Annotated in this window: 17 protein-coding genes; 7 read left to right on the top strand and 10 right to left on the bottom strand. The window is 46.6% G+C overall.

The genetic code is table 11. The annotated features are described in order from the left end of the window. Window positions 1–3 precede the first annotated feature (3 nt). From NST47_RS13575 to NST47_RS13550, 6 genes are all read right to left on the bottom strand, one after another. Window positions 4–1,572 carry a xylulokinase gene (locus tag NST47_RS13575; protein ID WP_341155644.1) on the bottom strand — a complete coding sequence of 523 codons (1,569 nt, stop codon included), beginning with the start codon at window positions 1,570–1,572 and terminating at the stop codon, window positions 4–6. A 29-nt stretch (window positions 1,573–1,601) separates the two neighbouring features. Continuing rightward, a complete protein-coding gene (locus NST47_RS13570) occupies window positions 1,602–2,462 on the bottom strand; it encodes a class II fructose-bisphosphate aldolase (RefSeq protein ID WP_341155643.1) in 861 nt (286 codons plus the stop codon). A 127-nt stretch (window positions 2,463–2,589) separates the two neighbouring features. Continuing rightward, window positions 2,590–3,579 (bottom strand): zinc-dependent alcohol dehydrogenase family protein, encoded by a 990-nt coding sequence (locus NST47_RS13565; RefSeq protein ID WP_341155642.1) that lies wholly within the window; start codon window positions 3,577–3,579, stop codon window positions 2,590–2,592. Between the two features lie 134 nt (window positions 3,580–3,713). After that, window positions 3,714–4,403 carry an HAD family hydrolase gene (locus NST47_RS13560; protein ID WP_341155641.1) on the bottom strand — a complete coding sequence of 230 codons (690 nt, stop codon included), beginning with the start codon at window positions 4,401–4,403 and terminating at the stop codon, window positions 3,714–3,716. Continuing rightward, on the bottom strand, window positions 4,403–5,377 hold the full coding sequence (locus tag NST47_RS13555; protein ID WP_341155640.1) for an aldo/keto reductase: 975 nt from the start codon (window positions 5,375–5,377) through the stop codon (window positions 4,403–4,405). Before NST47_RS13555 ends, NST47_RS13560 begins: the two co-directional genes overlap by 1 nt. 145 nt (window positions 5,378–5,522) lie before the next feature. Beyond that, window positions 5,523–6,383 carry an alpha/beta hydrolase gene (locus tag NST47_RS13550; RefSeq protein ID WP_341155639.1) on the bottom strand — a complete coding sequence of 287 codons (861 nt, stop codon included), beginning with the start codon at window positions 6,381–6,383 and terminating at the stop codon, window positions 5,523–5,525. Between the two features lie 164 nt (window positions 6,384–6,547). Here NST47_RS13550 and NST47_RS13545 point away from each other — a divergent pair, with 164 nt between their 5' ends. Next, entirely contained in the window at window positions 6,548–6,736 is a 189-nt protein-coding gene (locus NST47_RS13545; RefSeq protein WP_341155638.1) for a hypothetical protein, read from the top strand. A 169-nt stretch (window positions 6,737–6,905) separates the two neighbouring features. On the opposite strand, the gene NST47_RS13540 is transcribed toward NST47_RS13545, so the two are convergent. Next, window positions 6,906–7,937, bottom strand: a complete 1,032-nt coding sequence (locus tag NST47_RS13540) for a phosphotransferase enzyme family protein (protein ID WP_341155637.1) — start codon at window positions 7,935–7,937, stop codon at window positions 6,906–6,908. After that, a complete protein-coding gene (locus tag NST47_RS13535) occupies window positions 7,909–8,484 on the bottom strand; it encodes a kinase (protein ID WP_341155636.1) in 576 nt (191 codons plus the stop codon). Before NST47_RS13535 ends, NST47_RS13540 begins: the two co-directional genes overlap by 29 nt. Window positions 8,485–8,663: 179 nt before the next feature. On the opposite strand from NST47_RS13535, the gene NST47_RS13530 reads away from it, so the two are divergent. From NST47_RS13530 to NST47_RS13520, 3 genes are read left to right on the top strand one after another with little or no spacing between them, the layout of a single operon-like run. Further along, the gene (locus NST47_RS13530) at window positions 8,664–9,971 is read left to right on the top strand and encodes a glycosyltransferase (protein WP_341155635.1); all 1,308 of its coding nucleotides are present in this window, start codon (window positions 8,664–8,666) and stop codon (window positions 9,969–9,971) included. 13 nt (window positions 9,972–9,984) lie between these two features. Then, window positions 9,985–11,913 carry a CotS family spore coat protein gene (locus NST47_RS13525; protein ID WP_341155634.1) on the top strand — a complete coding sequence of 643 codons (1,929 nt, stop codon included), beginning with the start codon at window positions 9,985–9,987 and terminating at the stop codon, window positions 11,911–11,913. Between the two features lie 58 nt (window positions 11,914–11,971). Further along, window positions 11,972–13,114, top strand: coding sequence for a glycosyltransferase family 4 protein (locus tag NST47_RS13520; RefSeq protein ID WP_341155633.1), 1,143 nt, complete (start codon window positions 11,972–11,974; stop codon window positions 13,112–13,114). A 197-nt stretch (window positions 13,115–13,311) separates the two neighbouring features. Here NST47_RS13520 and NST47_RS13515 read toward each other — a convergent pair whose 3' ends face one another. Beyond that, window positions 13,312–13,758 (bottom strand): hypothetical protein, encoded by a 447-nt coding sequence (locus NST47_RS13515; RefSeq protein WP_341155632.1) that lies wholly within the window; start codon window positions 13,756–13,758, stop codon window positions 13,312–13,314. Window positions 13,759–14,011: 253 nt separating this feature from the next. Between NST47_RS13515 and NST47_RS13510 the strand changes: the two genes are divergently transcribed. From NST47_RS13510 to NST47_RS13500, 3 genes are all read left to right on the top strand, one after another. Beyond that, a complete protein-coding gene (locus NST47_RS13510; RefSeq protein ID WP_341155631.1) occupies window positions 14,012–14,995 on the top strand; it encodes a sugar phosphate nucleotidyltransferase in 984 nt (327 codons plus the stop codon). Then, window positions 14,992–16,302, top strand: coding sequence for a UDP-glucose dehydrogenase family protein (locus NST47_RS13505; protein ID WP_341155630.1), 1,311 nt, complete (start codon window positions 14,992–14,994; stop codon window positions 16,300–16,302). Before NST47_RS13510 ends, NST47_RS13505 begins: the two co-directional genes overlap by 4 nt. A 179-nt stretch (window positions 16,303–16,481) precedes the next feature. Then, window positions 16,482–17,459, top strand: coding sequence for an NAD-dependent epimerase/dehydratase family protein (locus tag NST47_RS13500; RefSeq protein WP_341155629.1), 978 nt, complete (start codon window positions 16,482–16,484; stop codon window positions 17,457–17,459). A 97-nt stretch (window positions 17,460–17,556) separates the two neighbouring features. On the opposite strand, the gene NST47_RS13495 is transcribed toward NST47_RS13500, so the two are convergent. Then, entirely contained in the window at window positions 17,557–19,572 is a 2,016-nt protein-coding gene (locus NST47_RS13495) for a family 10 glycosylhydrolase (RefSeq protein ID WP_341155628.1), read from the bottom strand. Window positions 19,573–19,647: the final 75 nt, after the last annotated feature.

Raw genomic sequence — 19,647 nt, 5'->3', positions numbered from 1 at the left:
GCGTCAAGACCTCGCTTTCATTTGTGGAAACCAATCCTTCAAGCTTGCATAAGCCGATAGGTACAGCTCGTAGCCCTTGGTATACAGCTCCGTGTGTGCAGGATCAGGAGCAAATTCTCTTTGGAACCGGACCGTCCTTCGAACAGCCTCGGCAAAGTCCTTATACAAGCCTGTTCCAACCCCTGCCAGCATTGCGGCTCCGAGGGTGGTTGCCGTATCGGATGCTGCGATCCGCAGGGTTTTGCCTGTAATATCTGCTTTAATCTGTGACCATAGCTGACTATTCGCCGCACCGCCCATACTATACAGCTCACCGACACCTACGCCGCCATCGGCTGCCGTTACCAAATTGTGCTGCAGCGAATACGCACAGCCCTCCATAATGGCACGAGCCATATGACCACGCGTTGTTGCATAGGTAAGTCCCAGGAAAACACCCTTGGCATCGATATCCCAGATCGGGGAGCGCTCACCTGCCATATAGGGCAAGAAAATAAGGCCATCACTGCCTTCGCTAATTTGTGCCGCTTCCTCATTGATTTCTCTGAAGGGTTCGAACACAGACTGGGGTACAGCGTTGCCATTCTGCTCTGCTTCTGCACCGTCTTGTAGCTTATCAGCTGTAACACCCTTCCCGAACAGCTCGCGTTGAAACCAGCTCAGGCTCCCGCCACCGACCGTACCGCCCTGCAGCAGCCATTTACCTGAAACAACATGGAAGCCCAGGATCAGCTTGTCATTCATGATAGGCTGGCTCATCACAATGCTCATTCCACCAGCCTGACCGCCCTGCTCCTGAGTTTCACCATCATGAATCGCGCCAACTCCCAATGTGCCGCAGGCTGCATCCAAGCCTCCGGCAACAACCGGAGTCCCGATGAGCAGCCCGCTGCTCGCAGCCGCCTCATCATGTACCGTCCCGACGATATCACTGCATCCGTACAGCTCAGGCAGCAAGTCCGGATCGATTCCCAGCTCACGACATAGCCCTATGTCCCAGGTTCCCGTTTGCATATCAAATGCATGAATACCATAGCCCTGTGAAAGATCGTGCGAAATAATCCCGGTCAGCTTGAACACGATAAAGCTGTTGCACTGCAGCACCTTATGTGTCCTTGCGTACAGCTCAGGCTCATGCTCCTTCATCCAGAGGATTTTGCCAGTCGTATAAGAGGGTGACAGCGGATTGCCGGAAACTGTAAAAATTCGTTCCTCCCCTACGGAACGCTTCATCTGCTCACACTGACTGACTGCACGCCGGTCCATCCAGATCATACTGTTACGCAGCACCTGTCCGGTCACATCCACCGGGATCATCGACCAGCTTTGTCCGTCCACGCCGATACCTTGAATTTCATGCGGCCGAATAGCGGTTTGGGCAAACATTCGCTGGGTCCCGCGGCATACCGCCGCCCACCAATCGAGCGGATTCTGCTCCACACAATCCTTTGCCGGATATAACGTTTCATATGTTTCGGTGCATTGAAAGGCAACCTCGCCATCCGGTGTAAAAGCAGCTATTTTACAGCCGGAGGTTCCAATATCGATACCAAGCAGATACTCGTTATGCATGGCAATATCCCTTCCTTCTTTCTATAGCTTTATGCGCGGCCTGCACTGCCGCAAAGGTTGATTTTATCTATTGCCATACGCTTGACCGCTTCCTTGGCAGGCACCATATATTGACGTGGGTCCAGCTCCTCCGGATGCTCAGCAAAAAAGTGCTGAATGGCCAAAGAAAATGCATTTTTCAATTCGGTCGCTACATTCATCTTGGCCATCCCCAATGCTACACATCGTTTGACCTGATCAGCAGGAATACCGGAGCCGCCATGCAGAACAAGCGGCACAGCCACTCGACTGGCGATTTGTTCAATACGCTTGAAATCTATATTTGGCTCTCCCTTGTAAATGCCATGTGCCGTACCGATGGCGGGAGCCAGTGTAGGAACACCAGTCAGCGCCAGGAATTGCTCACACTCCTCGGGAACCGCGAGCATAGCATCGGCCTCATTCACAACAATATCGTCTTCAACACCGCCGATTTTGCCCAATTCCGCTTCCACGTTCACACCACGTCGGCTTGCATAGGCCACGACTTCCTTCGTCCGCTCGACATTGTGCTCGAACTGCAGCTTGGAGGCATCGATCATGACGGAGGTATATCCGGCTTCTATACACTGTTGAATCAGCGTCAAATCCTGACAATGATCAAGATGAAGTGCAATCGGTACCGATGCCCGGCGTGCCGCTACTTGAGCTGCAGCTACAATATAATCCATCCCCAAATGCTTTACGGTGCCGACCGTGGTTTGAATAATAACCGGCGCCCTGCAGCTCTCGGCCGCTTCCACGACAGCCTGCAGCATTTCCAGCGTATGTACGTTAAAGGCGACGATTCCGTATCCTTGTGCTCTTGCTTCCACTAATAGCGGTGTAGATGAAACCAAGCCTCGACTCATCATAAAAACCTCTTTCGATTTAAAGTGTATTTTTGTTTCGATTTGTTATTTATATTTACGTTTTACTTCGTTTGTAAGTTATCATACTTATTTTCGCGGGTAACGTCAATCCCTGTTTGTTGACTCCCTAGCTCGTCAGAAATATTTTTCCCTGATTGCCTCCACCACTCTCTGCAGCTCCAACTGCTTCATGTATCGCTGTCAGACTGTAAAGCGATTGTGGCTGCATCAGACTTAATCTCTTATCCTGAATGAAGGATATCAACTGGTTAAAGGCTTCATGCCAGGCTTGAACAGATACGCGCTGATTCCATTGCCGCAAATGGAACATTTTAACATGGACTTGAGCCTTGTTTGTGATCTCCGCCCAATTTACAGATGTACCTGATAAAAGACCTATGGTTAATAATGAACCATGGGGACGCACGCAATAAGCTAATTCTGTACCGGGTAATCCTCCTACCGAATCAATTGCAGCATCGGCCCCCCGTCCATTCGTCAATTCCATCACCGTTGGATGCAGTGGCATTGCTGTTGTAGGGATAACATGGGAAGCACCCAATCGAAGCAATTCTTGGGTATAGCTATGATTTCTCGTCACCGCTATCATTTGAAAACCTATAATTTTAGATAATTGGGCAAAAATGCGCCCCACCGAAGAGCCGCAAGCATTAACCAGTACAACATCGTCTGGCTGCAAATTCAATATTTCCGTACAGGCAAGCCAAACCGTTATCGGATTTATATATAATTGAGCTGCTATGTAATCTTCTATACCATCAGGTAACGGAACTACCCATTGAGCCGGCGCTTTAACAAATTGCTGCCAGGTGCCCTCCCCACGTAAAGGCAGCACACGTTTACCTATCAATTCTTGAGAAACCGAAGGACCTATATCCTCCACAATGCCGATACCTTCATATCCAGGAATACACGGAAGTGAAATACGATGGGAATAGGCTCCCTTAATCGGGATCAGATCGGATGGATTGATGGGGCGAACCCTCATTCGCACAAGAACTTCTCCACGATCCGGTCTCTCCACTTGCTTTTTCTCAATCTTTAAAACATGCTGTGGCTCTCCGAACTCATACCATCTAATACATTTGTTTTCCACGATCATAGTCCTCCTGTCCTGTTAAATCATATCATAAACGGACGATCCGCCAATTCAAAAAAGCCCTCTCACCCGCCTCCATTAAAGGAAGACAGCCAAAAGGGCACATTGTCAGCATCATTTCTTCGTTACCACTATACTCTTGCCAAATACTTGATGATCTCCCCTAATCGATCCACTACGATATCCGGTGCGGTATGATCCGGCGGAATCGGCTGATGCCGGGCCAGTCCCTGCCGTACCCATATCGCCTGCATCCCCACACGTTTTGCAGGAATGACATCGTTATCGATCCGATCACCAATCATTACTGCATGCTCAGCCTTGCACTGCGCTTCTGTAAGGGCTCGTTCATATAAGCGTACATCCGGCTTCGATAACCCTTCCTCTGCGGAGGAGCAGACAACCGAAAGATATTTCAGCATCCCATACTGCTCCAGTCTCGCAGCCGTGCCTGCACTCTGATTGGCGATAATCCCAAGCTTGTAATGCCTGCTCAGCTGCTCCAGAATCCCGACAGCATCCGGGAAAGGCTCATCCCATTCCTTGCGATAAGCCATACCCTTGCGTATCTCCAGACGATCCGCCTCGGACGGAACAAGCTGTTCCATGACCTGCCGCATCGGAAACGTACTGAACAACCCATGATAATGGATGAGCGACTGCTCCACGATATGCGGCTCAATCTGATAACCGAGTCTCGCGGCGTTATCGACAAATTGCCTGATGCTCTCACGAATCGGCTTCGATTCGTCCACCAGCGTTTCGCCTACATCAAAAAAAATCCAGCTGATTGCACGATTGTCCCACTTAGCCGCTTCCATTAATTCAGCTTCGAAATGCGGTCAACCTCGGCCAGCTCCTCAGCCGTAAGTGGGTCACCGATAAACTGCAACGCATCTTGGATTTGCTCCGGTCTCGATACTCCAAGAATAGCGGAGGAAACATGTGGGTTGCTCAGCACCCAAGCCAAAGCGAATTGCGCCAGCGTCCAGCCGCGGTTGGACGCCAGAGGCTTGAGCGATTCAATAATGTGGTAATTGCGTTCCACACCGAGCAGGGTATGTATTCTTCTTTCGCCAGCTGCGGCTCTCGAACCCTCCGGTGGAGCTTCCCCCTGCTTGTATTTCCCTGACAGCAATCCACGACCCAAAGGGCTGTATACAATAACACCGACCTGCTCGGAGGCAACGAAAGGAATCAGCTCATCTTCAATGCCTCGCGTAATAATGCTGTACTCGGGCTGCACACTTTCAAAACGGTGGAGATGGTTCAGCGCACTGATCCCATGGGCCTTGGCAATTTGCCATGCAGCAAAGTTGGAGCAGCCAATATATCTTACCTTGCCCGATTTGACCAAATCATCGAGGGCACTCAGCGTTTCCTCAAGCGGCGTCTCCGGATCAAAGCGATGTACCTGATACAAATCAATATAATCGGTTTGAAGCCGCTTCAGGCTTGCATCCACCGCACGGAATATATGATAGCGGCTTTGTCCTGAATCATTAGGACCTATCCCTACTTTGCCATGTACCTTGGTCGCCAGAATGATCTGATTGCGTCTGCCCTTCAGCACTCTGCCCAGTATATACTCCGACTCTCCGGACTCCAGAGGATTATCACGATCCATGCCTTTTCCATATACGTCAGCTGTGTCAATCAATGTAATTCCTGCATCCAGCGCGGCATCCAGAACCTGCTGGGACTGCGCTTCATCAATCCAACGACCAAACGCCATCGTACCCAGACTCACCTCGGAAACTTTCAAACCAGTTCTTCCCAATTTTCTATGCTTCATGCTTGAACACTCGCTTTCTATAATAGGATATGAAAAAGAGACACACCATGGCATGTTGGCCTCCGGCTGTCCGGCAGAACCTAAATTAAATATTTATCCATATTGGTTTACTATGATATCATGCTAGCAAAGTGTCTTTTCACTGTCAACCCAAAGGTAAAAACTGCAGAGAGGCCTGTATAGCCTGCTCCAGCTGGGGCGTCGTTCCCTTAAATGGATGAACAGCTCCGAATGTATGGTTTCCACCGGCAATAGTAACTACGGAATGCTTGTCATCCCCCGCACGCATCTGTTGAAAGCCTTCCATCAGACGGAGAGAATCCTGATCCCCCTGAATCTGCTGTACAGGAATGGTGAGACCCGCTAATCGCTTCACAATATCAAACCGTTCCTTATTGTCCATCAGGTCCTCATAAAATACGGCCTTGATCGGCATTTCCTGCTTGGTGCGTACATTGGCCACATAGGCGATCCCGTACTCCTCCAGCTGCTTTTTGAAAGTGTCGTCAAACAGATCCGTGAATCCGATTCCGTTCCATGTTAATACAGATTTAACCTGCGGATGCTCAGCAGCAAATATAATGGCGGTTCCTCCACCTTTGCTGTGCCCCCACAAATGAATACTTTCCTTGTCCGCGGCATCAGCAAGTGGAAGCTTATTAGCAAGCAGCGCCTGAAGAATGACCTCCAGATCCTGCTGCTCTCTGGAAAATGTATTCACGGCGAATCGCTCCAGCTCATCAAAATCGGTTACATTCACCCCGTTGCAGGAAAAATTAAAAGTGATTACATAATAGCCCCGCTCTGCAAAACGAGTGGCGATATATGGGAAAAATCCCCACTCCTTAAAACTTTTAAAACCATGACAGATCAGCAGCACGGGACTTGGGCCAGATTGGTCCGGTACAACTCTGACTTCTCCGCGGATAAACAGCTTCTCTCCTGTTTCCAATTGTCCCGCTTCCAAGGTAAACGCTTCCTGAATCGTAGAAGTAGTTTCGCTCAATTCATTCACTCCTTTGCCTTTGAATTGTCTTCTCCTATCTATTGTACAGCTTTACTCTCTTGTATGCACGATTCATTGAAGATGTTGAAGTATAGGTGAATAAAATCGTGTGAGATGGGTAATATTGTGTACGTCATAAATCCAATCGAGAGAAGGAAAACGACATGAGCAAAAAAAACATAGAGCAGGATACGCACCCTACTCCCACACCCGACTTTATTATTACACCTGTCGATCAGCAGGATGCTGCCCCGACAGATATGGTGAGCGAGGCTGTCCAAGAAATCATGGATAGGGTTGAAGACACATTCGACGGCAAATCAGATGATGAAAAGCAACAGAGCAGCAAATAAGAAGCAAACAAAGACACCGCTGAGGGTGTCTTTGTTTGCTTCTTATTCTTTAACCGATCCCAACGCTGCATTGTCAACATACCGCTGTGATCATCCTCTTGTCCGCCTCCTGTATAGGTCCGAATCCAAAAACGGCCGCCTCCAGGGCGACCGCGATCCATTCTGAAGCTTAAGATGGATCCTCCTCATCAATTGCCAATCCCTCTGACCTCCATGACGAAGGTTGATCTGATGCTGCTCTTGTTATTTCCTCAAGCCTTACGGTGCCCTCAGAGGATAACCATTGAATCAGAGGCTCCTGCTTTGGATAGTGCTTTTGCCACTTCACCAAAGGATTCGAAGCATAGGCCGATTGAAACAGGAAAAACATAGCGATACGGGCCACAGCGACTGGGAGTATATGCTTCTCTTCATCCGTCAGTGGTCCATATCCCTCTATAAAAGTTCTGTCAAAGCTGTAGGCATACTCCGGCAGCAGCACATAGATAACCCATAAAGCATAGGCGACATCGTGAATCCTTGTTCCTTGCTGCATAAAATCAAAGTCCATCACACAGCTGACTTCATCCCCCGCATAACCCAGATTCCAAAAGTGCCAATCCCCATGAAGAACCGCTTTCGGAAGTGAAGCTTGGGCCTGCCCCCATTTGTTCGACAAGTCTTCAAGGATGAACTCCATACTGGAAAGCTCGGCTTGAGGAACCACATCAATACTTTTTAAACGTTCCTTGGCTTGCTTGTAATAAACAGAGCTTCGATAAAAGGACCAGCCCGGTTTAGGCCCCGGATGTACATGCTCCAGCGCCTGATGGTAAGCCCTTAAGCTCCGCGCGCTGGCATATACCTGGCTTTCCCGACATTGGAAGGGCTCAACCGTCACAAACGCCGACACCTGAAGCCATTTATCCTTACATCTTATAAAGGAGTCGCCATTCTTCGCCAAAAGAGGTGTCAATACCGGCAGCCCCTTCGCACTCAGCTCCGCAAGCATTTTTCCTACATATCGCAGATGCTTTATCGTATTATTTTCGTTTAAAATTCGAACAACAAATTCACCTTCACTGGTCTCCATTTTTACATTTGTATTAAATGCTCCACCCAGCTTGCCAAGAACCTTATGAAAACTGCCTAATTGAAATTGCTCGCATATGAGGTGCGGCTTAAAATAATCCTCATTCATCGAAAACTTGGAGTTTCCCATACCGTTCGCTCCTTGCCATCAAGTAACTCCCCCACAACTGATACAGCTCAGGGTCCAAGGCTTTAACATGCGTGAGAAAAGTATTTAAGACGTTAAGCCTGGACAATCCTTTGAACATTACCAATGGAATGCGGTATTGCTTTGTATAGCTATTGACTAGATCGATCACTTTGCCAGTTGGCTGGTCCTGATCGATAAAAATATGAAAGACCGCGGCATCAATTCGTGTAAACCCAAGCCTTGTCATTTCATAAATGATGAATAAAATACGCTCCGTGTCGCTTCGATTTATCGCACCCTTTTTTTTCAAATAACGATCCAGCGACGCTCCCTGCACAAGCTCCATGATCAAGTAATTCGCTCCTGCTTCATACAGCTTAGGAATAATCGGAGAGCCCTCTGCACGGCAATAGGACATGTGTTCCATTTGAGCATGCTGCTCATCGCTATATATTTTGATACACCGATCGGAATCAAGCTTATAGACTCTCCCTTGTTTTCCTTTCCCGATCAATGTAGCCCCTTTAAGCAACTCTTGGATATCCAAGCATTTCACTCCTTTGGTTATGAATCGTATACTAATATATTCAGCTTTCATTAATAAAACTTAGGACAATGCTCCGTATCCCACGTATTTGAGCAAAATCCACGAATGTACATATCAACGAATCGCTAGATGACATATGCTTAGAAATAGATACAAGTAACTTGTTTGGGAGGTGAATCATGCAAGCTAACAAGCGAGGAGTGTCTAAGAATCAATTCCTGTCCAAACCCGTCCATAAATCTGCAGGCAGCTTCATTCAAATAAGTAAAAATCCGATAAGCCCACTGAGCCCTAACCCTAATGAATCCGCTCGTTCCTCAAGCCTCGCTCCCCCCCTGCGGATTCTGATGGTTATTGATCAATTCAATATAGGCGGAACGGAAACTTACACGCTCTCCTTAACCCGCGAGCTTTTAAAACAAGGGGCCGCTGTCATCGTGGCTGGTAAAAGGGGGAAGCTTCTGGAGCACTTTCTCGGACTGGGATGCTCTTATTATGAAATTGACTTTGTTCTGGACACCTATGAGCCTGATTCGCAAAACAGGGAACTGTATATAAAATTCATACAATCGATCATAGCTGCAGAGCGAATTGATCTGGTTCATGGCCACCAAGTCCCCTCGGGAAGTGTTGCTATCACGGCTGCGGATCGGATGAACATTCCTTTTGTATTCACAGTTCATGGCACCTACTATGACCCGGAATTCCTCCAATTGCTGCAACAATCCTCGACTGTTACTTGTGTTAGTCCCTCCATACAACGTTCATTGGCAGCAAAAGGACTGGATTCCAATCTGATTCCCAATGGACTCGATGTCATGGAATATCAGCCTTATGCCCTCTTTTATCGGAGGTATCTTCGTCAAAAGCTGTTTATTCCCCAACAAGCAAACGTAATCCTGTATGCAGGCCGCCTATCGTGGGAGAAAGCAGATATTTGTGAGTACATGATTCATGTTACCACTGCCTTAAGATACACGGATGACCCGAATTTGCATCTGATCATTGCAGGTGGAGGCGGCAAGCAAGAGAACATCATTAAACTGGTCAACAACCATCGCAAGCTCACAGACCATCCTTATATTCATTACGTTGGCGAAGTTACTGACATGTGTGCTTATTATTGTATCAGCGATTATATTATCGGTACGGGACGAATAGCCCTCGAAGCTATGGCTTGTGAACGACCCTTGTTAGCGGTAGGTACACTCGGCATATTGGGATTGGTGAAGCCGGATCTATACGATAAAGCATGGGAATCATGGTTTGGCGACCATGCTTGCCCACAAATTTTATCCGGCGCCCTGCTCGCCAATCAAATAAAGAGTATGCTGCTTCTCGAACAACAGCAAAAATCGGATATAGTCAAGGCCGGGAGAAAATTCGTGATGGACCGCTTTCATATTTCACAAACGACTGAAAAGCAGCTGAGCTTATACGATCAGGCCATCCAGTCGAAATCTGCACGGAACATTAATTTTATATGAAGGAGTGATCGTTTTGGAGAACTACCTAATTGGGCCTTGGGACCATCTCACGAACACGCTGCCGCCTGGGACCGTTCTGGAGCAATACGTTCCGCCCGAGCTGGAAAAAATTGCCTATCAGGTGATGGAGCAGTACGAAATGCTTGTATTCGACATGCTGCTGATCACTTCCAAACCCGATAAAGGGGGTGCTATCTGGAGAATTAATACAGATCATGGCCCACGCAGCCTTAAAGTATTGCACAGAGATCCCAAAAGAAGCTTATTCAGTATCGGCGCCCAGCAATATATGGTTGAGCAAGGTGCCAAGGTACCTGCCTTCATTCCCAATAAAGAAAACACGTTGTATGTTGAAGCTGGTGGCAAGCTATGGATCGTGACGGAGTGGATTGAACCGCTGCAGCAAGTTTCAAAAATCGATCTGGAAGGCGCCGTGGCGCTTTGCTACGGTCTTGGAGAGTTTCATAAACATTCCCAAGGCTATACCCCTCCATGGGGTGCTGCCAAATCGTCCCGATTATACGGCTGGTCCAACTATTACGAGAAAATTATGGCCAAGATTGGATGGTTCGAGGATATTGCTACCGTCTATCGAGAAACACCATCAAGTGAGCGTTTGCTTTCTGTTATCGATGAGTTTAAAAAACAAGCCCAGGACATATTCACTCGTTTTCAGGCATCGCCCTATTTTACAATGATAGGCAAAGGTGAGCAGTACTGGGGACTTGCTCATCAGGACTACGGATGGTCCAACGGTCAGATGGGTCCCGGTGGGATATGGGTCATAGATCTGGATGGTGTCGCTTACGACCTGCCCTTCCGTGATTTGCGTAAATTGATAACGAGTACGATGGATGATATGGGTAACTGGGATTTGAACTGGATTCGCGGTATGATCGGTGCTTACCACGAAGCTAATCCGATTGACCAGGATATGTTCGAGCTTCTATGGATCGATATGGCATTTCCTAACGAGTTTTACAAGCATATCAAGGAGATCGTATTTGATCCGAATTTATTTTTGCAGCATGAGCTTGAGCCTATTCTGGCAAGGGTATTGGCAACAGAAAGCAGTAAATGGCAGGCCTTATCCGAGCTTGAGCAGGACAAAGCCCTTTATCTACCTGCACAATACTCGACCGAGGAAATCGAATCCAAATGGGAAGTTGTACGCAAGGCTCCTGTTCGACAAGGTATCAAACTTCCGGTGGGCATCGATATTCCACAAATGCCTTGGGCACCTTCCGAGAAACAGGGGCAGGAGCTTATTCCCGTATTCGATGCTGATTTTGCTCACCAGCAACAAGAAGCCATTCCTGTCTTTGATACTGATTTTGCTCACCAGCAACTAGAAGCCATTCCTGTCTTTGATGCTGATTTTGCTCACCAGCAGCAAGAAGCCATTCCTGTCTTTGATACTGATGTGGATTACCAGCCGTATACGCCATTGTCTAATCCGATCTACTTATCAGACTCTGATACTTCGACTACACCTGCTCATTCTGATCATTTTGGTCTATTTACACATGCACCACTTATTTATGAGCCGGCAGGAGTGCCTATCATGCATCCGCCAGCAGCCATTGGGACTCAAGATTTATCTGCCAATACAGTCGCACAAGCTGACAACAGTGCAGCCGCACAGCCTCCTGCTAATGCACCTGAACGGATCGTCCTTCAAATTCCTAAACCTTCGAGATTGAAGAAAAAAGTCAAAAAAGTGGTCGTTAAGACCAAACGTAAAACACGCAAAAAACAGTTGCAATCGCGACCTGTAGCCAAACTGAAAATCGTTAAAAAGCTTAAGAAAACGACAGTAAAAAAAGCTGGGCAACCATCCCCTGTAACCAAAAAGAAAATAGAAGTCAAGAAAAAACAAGCGATTCCGCTTAAATCATCCATTAAACCAGTCTATAAACCACGGTCGCAGAAGACAGCCTGATTATAAAATAGATGCTTACGATGTAAGTTGTCTATTAAATTTAGGAGGATACGGACTAATGAATATTTTAATGATTTGTACTGAAAAACTGCCTGTTCCCAACATTAGGGGTGGTGCCATACAAACTTATATCTGTGGAGTTGCTTCGCTACTAAGCAAGCATCATCAAATTACGATTCTTGGAAGAACAGATCCTGATTTATTAAACGAGGAAGTTACGGATGGTATCCGCTATGTCCGTGTCAATTCAGATGGAGTGTTAGATCTTTATGTTCAAGAAGTGATCGGCTTCCTCTCACAGAGTCAGGAGCACTATGATATCATTCATATTTTTAATCGTCCGAAGCTCATTACTGCCGTGCATGAGGCTGCGCCAGACGCCCGAATTATATTAAGTATGCATAACGATATGTTTAATCCTGCGAAAATCAGCAAAGCCGAGGGCAGCGCTGCCATTGAGCAAGCTGAACGGATCATTACCATTAGTAATTATATTGGCAGTGCAATAAGTGAATACTTCCCTCAAGCAGAGCCAAAGCTGAAAACGATCTACTCCGGGGTCGACTTAAGCAAATTTGCCCCTTGGACCGAATCCCAGTATTCGTTGCAGGCCAGAGAAAGTATTAGAACGGAGCACAATCTTGCATCCAAAAAGATAATCCTCTTTGTAGGAAGATTGTCGCGTAACAAAGGTCCACATGTCCTTGTCCGCGCCATGTCCCATCTAAGGCATTCCGATGCCGTGCTTGTCATTGTAGGTGGCGCTTGGTACAGCGATAATACGATTAGCGACTATGTGGCTTATGTCCGCGCTCTAGCTGAGCGTTCCTCTATACCCGTAATCACAACCGGATACGTTCAAGCTCACGATGTTCATCGTTGGTTCTGTGCGAGCGATATTTTTGTTTGCACCTCCATCTGGCAGGAGCCGTTGGCAAGAGTCCACTATGAGGCAATGGCTGCAGGACTGCCTTTTCTCACCACCAATCGGGGAGGAAATCCGGAAATTGTAAGAGGCAACAATGGCATTTTAATTACAGATCCGGAAGATCCTCTGGAATATGCGCATCATCTGAATTTGTTGTTGTCTGATCTCCATGGTTCTCGTCAAATGGGTCTGAATGGCCGTCGTATGGTTGAACAGCATTTCACTTGGCAGCGTGTTGCTGATGACATCTTGTCCGTCTGGGAACGCAGATAACGCCCCTTCAGACTCAGTACCTAAGCTGGACTTCCTGACGACAGGAGTCCAGCATTAGGGCTGATGCAGCCGTTTTTTATCTTCATGTAGGCAGCTTGTACACTTACTTAGCTTTAATATTATTCAAGAACGATGGATCAACCCGGCTGACATCCGGGTTGATTGCCGCTAAACCAATTATGTTTACAGGTCAATCCTTAAACTTCATCCTCGTCATCATCTTCGTCGTTGTCATCATCATCTTCGTCTTCGTCTTCGCTTTCTTCGTCTTCATCTTCATCATCGTCTTCGCTTTCTTCGTCTTCGTCTTCATCTTCGTCGTCTTCATCTTCATCTTCATCTTCATCTTCATCTTCATCTTCATCTTCGTCTTCATCTTCATCTTCGTCTTCATCTTCGTCTTCTTCCAATTCTCCTGTCTCTACATCCAACTCCACTTTATTACCATTATCGAATTCCACTTCAATTTCATCTACTAGACTCCAATCTACCCCGCTCAACAAATTGGTTATAGCTATTTCTCTCGGTATGGGCGGAGCATCGTCTTCTTCTCCTTCAACGAGAGAAAAATCATGCTTTTCACCATTCAAATACTCCACCTGAACTTCTGCAACATCAGGATGGTTGTCAAGCATTAACTTCACTTGATCTGCCAATGACACTACGATCATTCCCTTCGCTTCTAATTTTGAAACTTCTCAGGTTTCCCTGTATTCTATGATTTCCTAATCTAATTGTGTAGGCTGTTGATAGAGTAATAAGGCGGAATTCAGTTGACCTCACAACACTTATTGATCAAAGCGCATATTTTTCTATGAACTGCTAATCGCCCTAACATATAGAAAATGATATACATAAATTAATAATAAATTCATATAAGCAAGGAGCTCAAACCTTATGAAGGGATTAATTCTCTGTGCAGGTAAAGGTACCCGGCTCTACCCCTTTTCCGAAGCAACACCAAAAGTATTACTCCCGGTAGCCAACAAACCTATTCTCCATTACTGCATTGAACAGCTGATTAAATTACAAATACGTGAGATTGGCATTGTCATACGTCCCGAGCACCTCGCGCTTTTCATGAAAGAGATTGGCACAGGTGAGCAATGGAATTTGGATATTACCTATATTCATCAATTGCAGCCCCTTGGGATTTCAAATGCAGTTCTGCAGGCCGAGTCCTTTATTCTGGATGAACCCTTCATCTTATTATTAGGGGATAATCTGATTACAGAGTCCTTGGAGCCTTTGGCTCAAGCTATTCATTATGACCATCATGAGATCGCCATTATGCTTGGAAACGTTGCAAACCCTCAGGATTTTGGCATAGCGGAGATCGCCGGGAATCGAATAGTAGGACTTGAAGAAAAACCTGTGTCACCCAAGTCTAACCTCGCCGTCCTGGGAGCTTATGCTTTTAGTGCTGACATATTCAAGGCCATACATGCAATCAGACCGTCTCCAAGAGGAGAATATGAAATTACGGATGCCATTTCGTGGATGATCAATCAAGGCTATTCGGCAGTCTTCCACAAGACAGAACAAAACTATTCAGATGTGGGGACGATGGAACGATGGCTTGAAGCGAATCACTGGATGCTGGACCAGATGGATGCCGATGGATTGCTGAACAATCGCGAACGTTTGGACGAATGCATAATCATTCCCCCTGTGCTCATTGACCCTAGCGCCTTATTAAGGAACTGCATCATCGGTCCTTATGTAACCATTGGTCCGCAAGTTAAGCTGGAAGGCTGCCATATGGACAACTGCATCTTGCTGGAAGGACTTGAGCTGCTTGATACCGGGACTGCCCTAAGTCATGCCATTCTCGGTGCGCAATTCATATACCTTCAGACCTCCGGAGGAACCAACAAATGAATATTCTAATTATGGGAATGGGCTATGTCGGCGTGACTACAGCTTTGCTGCTTGCAGAGCTTGGTTGGAATGTAACAGGATTGGACCCGAATGAGTCAAGGATTGGAATGTTGAATCAAGGCGTCCCCCCCTTTTATGAGCCTGGCTTGGACGATGCGTTAAGAAAGCATTTGGCTTCCGGCAGCATTACATTTACCTCAGAGGTGGACATGGCTGTCTGCGATAATGAAGTCATCTTCCTCTGTGTCGGGACACCCTCAGGAAGTGATGGCAGTGCAGATCTGAGGTTTATTAAAGAAGCAGCGGAGAGTATCGGCAAAAACATGGCGGGATACAGACTAGTTGTAATCAAAAGCACGGTTCCTGTTGGAACCAATGAACAAGTAGTCCAATGGATTGCCCAAGCCCAGCTTACTGCGATTTCTTTTGACGTGATATCTAATCCTGAATTTCTGAGAGAAGGCAGCGCATTACGAGATGCTCTTGAGCCTGATCGGATTATTATTGGCAGTGAAAATGACCAAGCCACAGAACGGCTTCGATCTTTATATGAGAAATTAAGCTGTCCTGTGGTGGTTACCAAGCCCAAAACAGCTGAGCTGATCAAATATGCTGCAAATGCCTTTTTGGCTACGAAAATCTCCTATATCAATGAATTGGCCAGACTGTGCACGAAATTAGGAGTGAATATTGCCGATGTTGCAGTCGGGATCGGGATGGATCATCGGATTGGAGCGCACTTTTTAAGAGCAGGCATCGGATATGGAGGCTCCTGCTTTCCCAAAGATATCCATGCGCTGCTGTTTACAGCTCAGGAGCATGACCTGAGCTTAACGATTCTAGAAAAAGTTGTGCAGGTCAATCAGTCGCAAGCTGTCTATTATTTGGACATTTGGGAGCAGTTGTTGGGCACGTTCAATGGGAAAACAATCGCGGTATTAGGCATTTCCTTTAAACCGGATACTGATGATATCAGAGAAGCACCCGCAATCGGCATTATCGCCAAATTACTGGAAAGCTCTGCTGTGATCAGAGTCCACGATCCGGTAGCCAAGCTTCCGGGCACCATGTACTCCGAACAGCTGCAGCAATTCGATTCCTTGGAGGAAACTATTCAAGATTGTGATGCTGTCATCCTATGCTCGGAATGGAAGCCATATATCACGGCGGACTGGGGACAATTAAAAAGCCTGTTGAAGCAGCCTTTCCTGTTGGATGGCAGAAATATGCTGGATGGCGCGCAATTAACTTCACTGGGCTATCATTATTCGGGTATTGGCATGAATTGGACTCAGATGCAGAAATAAGAAAACCGTCTATCGAGGCCTTAAAAGCTTCTGATCGAAGCCTATTCGGTGAAGATACATTCGTGTCCAATAGGTTGCTTTTCTTACAATATCAGAATATTCAGCTCTGCTGAAAACTTATAAATGCTGATATTATAAAATAAAGTCGACGTACCTAAATCAGCTAAAGGATGGTTGTTATGCAGATATTAGTCACTGGCGCTGCCGGATTTATAGGTTCACATCTATGCGAGCGATTGCTTCAGGATGAAAACAATCAAGTAATCGGACTGGATGCCTTTGTCCAATCGGCTACTCCCAACTGGATGAGGGAGCGCAACCTTCGAAAGCTGCTTCATCACCCGCGGTTTTCTTTTATTCAGCAGCATATTTTGAAGGTTTCATGGGAGAACCTGCTCCCACAGGTGGATATTGTGTATCATCTGGCGGCAATCCCTGGTGTTCGTTCGAGCTTTGGCCCCGACTTTGAGACTTACGTGACGAACAATATTTTGGCTACGCAATGCTTGCTGGAGGGCTGCCGACAGTATCCGGTCCGGAAATTAATTTACGCTTCGACCTCCTCCGTCTATGGAGAAAAGACGGGGCAAGTCAACGAGCTTACCCCAACAGATCCCTTGTCTCCATATGGAGTCAGCAAGCTTACCGGGGAACAGCTGTGTCACGTATACGCTCATAATGATGAGGTTCCTATCGTGATCCTTCGCTTCTTCACCGTATATGGTCCGAGACAGCGGCCGGATATGGCCTTTCATCGTTTTATTAATCACATTATGCACAATAAACCGATACCCATATATGGTGATGGTCAGCAAACCCGAGACTTCACATTTGTAGAAGATTGTGTTCGAGCAGTTGCCCAGGTTGCCTATGCGGATGATGTCATCGGTGAAACCATCAATATCGGTGGTAAGGAACGCGCTTCGGTTCTGGAATGCATTTCTATATTGGAACGATTGGTTGGCAAAAAAGTGGACATTCAGTTTATCCGACCTACGTATGGGGAACCCAGAAATACTTGGGCAGATATTACTAAGGCCCAATCCTTACTGGGCTACGAGCCTAAGATGGATTTGTACCATGGACTTGAACAAGAAATACACGATATATATGAAATGACTGCCATGATACCTGTATCCGACAAGGATTCAAAATAGTATTAAGATTATTCATTTAAAAAAACGAAGCCTACCGTTTCCACTATAACCGTGGGCGGAGGCTTCATTGTGTCTATTAGGGGCTGTACACAATTTCTTAACGGGTACGAATCACAATCGCAGCAAAATCACTCAATTCCGGGATTTCAATCGATATCTCCTGTTCGGTTTGGACAAACATCGCTTGGGGTTGAGATGGTTCAGTTAGATGAATAGTCTCACTGCATGCTTCTAATCCACGAAGCGTTACCTTCAAGTCATAGACAGGAAGTGGAGCTGTGTACGATACACCGTTAAAGCCGGAAAGGTTCAGCATATGCAGGATATAATTACCATCAGGCAGCTTGTGAAAAAACACCTCCACATTCGTCGGCGCATTCGTTGCCAGAGTCAACGGTTGATCCAGAGTATGATGGAGCAAATCCATAACCGCGTTTTTATGATCGGCATAACCATGCTTGTAATAAAGCTCACCAGCTTGCCATGGGATATACACAGCCTTGTGGTTCCCGTTCGTATGGATGCCCGCTCCCCAATGCTGCTCGGAGATTCGATGACCGGAAGCACGCTCTGGCGGGCCAAATGTGGATGGAATCACGTAAGGAAGCTGCTTATCCGTATTGGGTCCAAATTCAACGCGGTAAAAGCTGTCCGTCAGAAAGATCCAATCACGTTCAGGAAAGCTTGCAAAAAGCTGCTTATTGTCGGTTAGCAGGTAAGCGGCCTCTTGCGTGTGTACGTGCACACTTTCCAGCTTGACATCAAATCTGTGCTGGAGAAAAGATATATTCTCAACGCCTTCGGTGAAGGAACCACCTGTACTGAACAAACAAACACCTTGTAGATAAAGAGCTTCCAGCGCCTGCAGCTCATCCTCTGAAAAGCTCGTAATATCCGGGATCATAATCGCTTTATAGCGCTTGGGCGATCCTGCTTTCGTCGCGAGAACATTTTGATCCAGAACGTCGAACAGCACATGCTCCTCCTTCAGCATTTTGTAAAGCCCCAAATATTCCTTCATATTTTTCTGAACGGGCTTGCCCGGCTTGATCAGGGCGACATCGGACATTGAAATAAAATTGCCATAATATTGTTCATTGTTTTTGTGATACTCATAGATGGCCGCAACCGTCGGCAAATTCTCACGATCCGGATAATCCTCGAACACGCCGATAATGCAAAAATCGAGTCCCGATCCACTCGCCAAGCCTTCCTTCAAGCGAATATTCACCTCATGCCTGGACACGCCGGTGAACCGATGGACCAGATCAATCGCATTGATGCAGCAGTTGCTGACCAGCTTATCCTCCCAGGAATCCTCCAGCGACTGCACATTTTCCGAGGCTGAATACAACCAAACCGGATGGGGACGCTTGTTATCCGTATTCGATTCCTTGCGGACAATATCGACCTTATGCTCGTTATACGTCGAGATCGCGATATCTTTATTTTTACTTTTCACCAATGCATGGATACGATCCAGCATTTCCTTGGTGGTCGCATCCTGGAACAATTTATACTGACGGTATACCGGATCATCGAGGCTTTCGGTTAACGGTAAATCCAAACCGCTAAATTCATGAAATTTGGCCTTGCAGTTAGCGCAAAAGCAGATTCCGTAATGAGTGCCGCTATAATCACGCGTCTGATAGCCAAACATGTTGAAGAAAATGCCATCCACATCGTAATTAGATATCACTTCGTCAATCATTTGCAGTGAATATTCCCTTTGATAGTAGCCGTTAATACACGTATGCACGATTCCATGATAATTGACCTCTTTGCCCTCACGGGTTCTGTAAAACCATTCAGGCCGTTTGTCAAAAATCGATTCATGCGCTTTGCTGAAATCAAAACGGGCGATAAATTTCATGCCATGAGCATGCGCTTTTTCGATAGCTTCCTTCAACAAATCCTTTTGCTGGTTGGCAGCCCGGTATTGATACTCAAGCTTTGTCGGATAAAAGGCAACGATCCCACCTGCGTTCATCATCAGTACATTCGTGGATAGTCGCTGCAAATCTTCAATCAGACGATCCACATTCAGATTAGCATCCGTTTCACGCAGGTTATTTTGAATTAATCGTAAATGGTTTGATTTCCACCAGCTCATAGCTTTGCCTCCTAGCAAGATGAAAGTTGGTGGAATAAGAATCGCTGCGCGACCGAAGTGCTCTTGGCCGAGTTT

It is taken from the genome of Paenibacillus sp. FSL H8-0034, from assembly GCF_038000305.1.
Taxonomy (GTDB): Bacteria; Bacillota; Bacilli; order Paenibacillales; family NBRC-103111; genus Paenibacillus_S.
Note: the sequence above shows the minus strand (reverse complement) of the source record. Positions and strands in the feature narration are given on the sequence as shown.